General features: G+C 69.2%; 5 protein-coding genes. All 5 read right to left on the reverse strand.

Translation table 11 applies throughout. The features are described from left to right. Positions 1 to 49: 49 nt before the first annotated feature. A complete protein-coding gene (locus tag QN345_RS15995) occupies positions 50 to 376 on the reverse strand; it encodes a hypothetical protein (protein ID WP_323508861.1) in 327 nt (108 codons plus the stop codon). A gap of 37 nt (positions 377 to 413) precedes the next feature. Then, positions 414 to 1,271: a DUF4397 domain-containing protein gene (locus tag QN345_RS16000; RefSeq protein WP_323505126.1), complete on the reverse strand. Its 858-nt coding sequence runs from the start codon at positions 1,269 to 1,271 to the stop codon at positions 414 to 416. 205 nt (positions 1,272 to 1,476) lie between these two features. Continuing rightward, on the reverse strand, positions 1,477 to 2,190 hold the full coding sequence (locus QN345_RS16005) for a DUF4397 domain-containing protein (protein ID WP_322189390.1): 714 nt from the start codon (positions 2,188 to 2,190) through the stop codon (positions 1,477 to 1,479). 138 nt (positions 2,191 to 2,328) lie between these two features. After that, entirely contained in the window at positions 2,329 to 2,928 is a 600-nt protein-coding gene (locus tag QN345_RS16010; RefSeq protein WP_322189388.1) for an isochorismatase family protein, read from the reverse strand. Between the two features lie 36 nt (positions 2,929 to 2,964). After that, a partial coding sequence (gene dacB, locus QN345_RS16015; protein ID WP_323508862.1) for a D-alanyl-D-alanine carboxypeptidase/D-alanyl-D-alanine-endopeptidase occupies positions 2,965 to 4,261 on the reverse strand: 1,297 nt, incomplete at its 5' end.

Consider the following 4,261-nt stretch of genomic DNA (forward strand, 5'->3'; position numbering starts at 1 on the left):
CCGGACCAGTCGGACTTGGCGTGCCGCAGCAGGATCAGGGTGCGCTCACTCATGCCCTGAGTCTGCCACCGACGGCCTCGATGTCCATGTCGATCCCGAGCGCCTCGATCCTGATCCGCACCGGTGCGACCGTCGCCTGTGCCTGCACCGAGCGGATGTCGGCACTCGCCCCGGTGAGGAGCGGAACGGCCGGCGGCGCTGCGGTCGGCGGGGACGCCGGCATGGGCGTGGGCATGGGTGTCGCGGAGAGCTGCGTCGGCGCGGCGGCGAGGGTCCGCGCGCCGGGTGCGCTCCCGCATCCGCTCAGCATCAGTGCGACGGCGACAGCGGAAAGCAGGATAAGGGCCACAGCGAGCATCCCGATTTTGCCCGCCATGGCCCTCATCGTTGTCCCTCAGTCCTGGCTCGCGCGCTCAGCGGCGCGCTCGGCGGAATCCGAGGAAGGTAGCCGACCCGAGGCCGAGCAACACGAGCACGGCAATGCCGCCGAGCCAGAGCGGGGTCTGGTCTGCCGGCCGGTTGGTTGCGACGAGTCCGGCCTCGCCGGCGGGGATGCCGTTGGGGTCGGAGTTCATGCCCGAAACGGTCTGCACGGCGACGGCGAGGTTCTTGTCCGCGAGGCTGCCCCAGGCGTAGACGATCGTGTCGACTCCCTCGGCCACCTTCACGTCGGCCGGGCCGATCACGGGGGCCGTGGTACCGGTGGCCGCGACGACGGCCGAGATCGTGCCCGCGGGAATCGTCAGGACCGACTCCTTCGGGTTGGACAGGTTCGAGATCGCGACCGCGCCATTCGCGAGGACATCGACAGCGGGCGCCGCGGCCACGTGCCGCACGACGAGGCGGCCAGAGCCGGCGGCGATCATGGACGTGTCGTTGGTGAAGAGGGTCGCCGTGGGCTTCGCGTCAGCCCCGAGGTGCGCGACGGCGGTGTAGTTCTTGCCCGCCTCGAGGGGGAGGTCGACCGGGCCGATCGCCGGCTTGCTCGCGTCCGCGGCATCGGAGGCCGTGATCGCGACGGTGTACGTGCCGGCGGGGAGGTCAAGGGGGCCGGCCATGTCTCCGGGCTTGAAGTTGTCGATCGTCAGCTTGTTGTTGACGTAGACGTCGACCGTGAGACCGGGGACGCCGTGGAAGACCGACAGTTGTGCGTCGCCCGTTGCGGCGGTCGCCGGGGTGAGGCCGCCGAAGACGACGAGCGCCCCGATCGAAGCGGCCGTGAGTGAGGCGGTGAGTGAAGCCTTCACTCGTGTGCTGTGTGTCGCGTGCATGGTGTCCTCCTGTTTTGGGGGTGAACTACGTTGGGGGTGAACTGCTTCTTACCCACTACTTCCTGTTCAGGGCCCATTTCGGATGCGGTGGCGACAAAAGATTTCCCGGGAGAGCGGATGCGGAACGGCTGCACGGCGAGACGGAGACCGGCCCGCGCAGTGGGTGTCTGCGCAGGCCGGTCCGCTCATGCCGGCACCTGACGGGTCAGTGCCAGTGGCCCTTCTCGAGCGGAACCGTCTGCACGGCGAGCGCCAGGGTTCCGTCGGCGAGGCTGCCGTAGGCGTACACGATGGTGTTCGTGCGCTTCGCGATCGAGACATCGGCCGGCCCGAGGAGCGGGTCGGTGGTGCCCGTCGCGGCGACGGCCGCCGAGATCGTGCCGGTGGGGAGGGTGAGTTCGACCTCGTCGGGGTTGGTGAGGTCGGTGATGGCCGCGGCACCGTTCGCGAGCACGTCGACGGACGGCGCTGCGGCAACGTGACGGACCGTGAGCCGGCCTTTACCCTTGCCGACCGAGTCGGGGTTGTTCGTGAACAGGGTGGCCGTCGGCTCCCCTGCCTCGGTGAGGTGGGCGACGGCGGTGTAGTTGTCGCCACTCTTGAGGGAGAGGTCGACCGGGCCGATCACCGGGCTGCTCGCATCCGCTGCATCGGCAGCGGTGATCGCGACCGAGTAGGTGCCGGGGTCGAGGGACAGGGTGTCCGAGAAGGAGCCAGGCGTGAAGTCGTCGAGCGTGAGGGCTCCGTCGACATAGACGTCGACGGTGACCCCGGGGATTCCGTGGAACACGGTCAATTCGGCCGGCCCGTTGTCACCGGAACCGTGACCGTGGCCTCCGTCCCCGGCGTACGCCGGCCCGAATCCTGCGAGAGCTACGAGTACACCGGCTGCGGCGCCTACGGCGAGAATTTTGCGCATGGTTACCTCCTGCTTGTCGTGGTGGCGGAAGGCAGCGTTGCCTCCCATCCCCACTTCGCCGGGTACCCCCCATCCGGATGCACCCAGGCACAAACTCCTGCAAATTTCCGGGTGGCGCCGGAGCTGGCGGAGCAGGTGCTAGGCGGTCGCGAGGTCCGCTGCGGTGGTCAGGGCGACGCCGGCGTACGCCAGCTCGGCGAGCGCCGCGGCAGAGGCGTCCGGGTCGACGCCGACCACGAGGTCGGTGAGCACGCGCACCCGCTGGCCGTGCTCGAGCGCATCGAGACCCGAGGCCCGCACACAGTGATCGGTTGCGATTCCGACGACGTCGACATCCGTCACCGCGTGCTCGATCAGCACCTCGGCCGTGCGCGCGCCCGACTCGTCGAGGCCGGCGAAGATCGAGTACCCCGGTTCGCCCTGTCCCTTGCGGATATGCACGGTCCCGGCCGGGAGCGCGAGGTCCCGGTGGTAATCGGCGCCGGGAGTGTCCGCGACGCAGTGCACCGGCCAGGTGCCGGTGTAGTCGGGCTCTGCACCCGCCGCGGCGAAATGGCCACCGTTGTCTCCGGCCGCGTTGTGCCAGTCGCGCGAGGCGAAGACGTAGTCGTAGCGCAGCGGATGCTCCGCCAGCAGTCTGCTGATGCCCGCGGCCACGGCCGCCCCGCCGTCGACCCCCAGGACGCCGCCCTCCGTGAAGTCGTTCTGCACGTCGATGATGAACAAGGCCCTGGCCACGGTGCTCCGTTCTGGGTTCTGCGCCTGCGTGAGGCGCTAGGTATTGGAGAGGTTGTTTCCGCAGCGATAGAACGCCGCCGTGATGGTGTCGATCGCCTGCTTCGCATTATCACCCACATCACCGAGCGCGTAGACGGCGAAGGTGAGCGGGGTCCCGTCTGCGGCGTGGATGATGCCGGCGAGGGTGTACCCGGTGTCGATCCAGCCGGTCTTCGCGAACACGGAACCGTCGGCATCGGCGTTCTTGCCGGTGAACCGGTCGCTGTAGGAGAGGGAGCCGGTCTTACCGCCGGCGACGGGCAGTCCGTCGAAGACGATCCCGAGATCGCCCTCGCGTGCGTTGATCTTGATGAACAGCTTGGTCAGGTACGACGGCGGAACGGCATTGTTGTCGCTCAGGCCGGAGCCGTCGGCGATGACGATGCCGGTCGTGTCGATGCCATACGTCTGCAGCCCGGCGACCGTCGATTTCTGGAGTGCCGAGAAGGTGTTGCCCGCGCCGGACTTGACCGCGACGAGCCGCGCGAGCATCTCGGCGATGGTGTTGTCCGAGACGATGAGCGCCTGCTTGATCAGTGTCGACACCGGCTGCGACTGGACCGATGCGAGCTGGGTCGCCCCGGCCGGCGCCGTGCCACGGGTGACCGTGACGCTGCTGCCGAGAAGGTCGGCGAATGCCTGCCCGGCGCGCCCGATCGGGTCGCTGCTGCGGGCGGAGGTGCTCTGCTTCGGGTTGTCCCTGTCGCCGTCGACCTGCAGGGCGGTGATCTCGGGCATGTACCCGTCGGTGAGTTCCTTGCGGTTCCAGCTGGGGCCCCACGCCGGGTCTCCGAACAGGGAGGAGTCGAGCACGAGGGAGGTGATCGGGACGATCGCGGTCGCGGGGTCGGCCTGCCACGCCGCGACGGCCTGCACGGCGAGGGTGTCGAGGTGTGCCGCCCCGGTATAGGTCGACTCCGCCCCGCTGGGCAGCCGGGAAAGGGTCAGGTCCCCGCCGCCGACGAGCACGAGTGAACCGGGTTCCGCGCCCTTCACAACCGTCGTCGTCGCCCGGTAGTCGGAGCCGAGAACGCTCAGCGCCGCGGCGGAGGTGAGGACCTTGAGCACGCTCGCGGTGCGGGAGGGCGTGCTGCCGCCCCGGTCGAAGAGGACCTCGCCCGTCGTCGCGTTCACGACCTGCGACTGGAAGCTGCCCAGGCGGGAGTCGGTGGACAGTGCGGCGACGGAACAAGTGCGCAAGTGGCTCGCGGGGACGACCGCCGGCACGGGATCCCGCTCGTCGTCGACAACACGATCGCCTCGCCCTTCCTGATCCGGCCATTCGAGCACGGCG

Source organism: Cryobacterium sp. 10I1, from assembly GCF_035019805.1.
GTDB lineage: Bacteria > Actinomycetota > Actinomycetes > Actinomycetales > Microbacteriaceae > Cryobacterium > Cryobacterium glucosi.

Coding starts and splice junctions, on each gene's coding strand:
- QN345_RS15995 (WP_323508861.1), bottom strand. CDS start 376: ATGGCGGGCAAAATCGGGATGCTCGCTGTGGCCCTTATCCTGCTTTCC.
- QN345_RS16005 (WP_322189390.1), bottom strand. CDS start 2,190: ATGCGCAAAATTCTCGCCGTAGGCGCCGCAGCCGGTGTACTCGTAGCT.
- QN345_RS16000 (WP_323505126.1), bottom strand. CDS start 1,271: ATGCACGCGACACACAGCACACGAGTGAAGGCTTCACTCACCGCCTCA.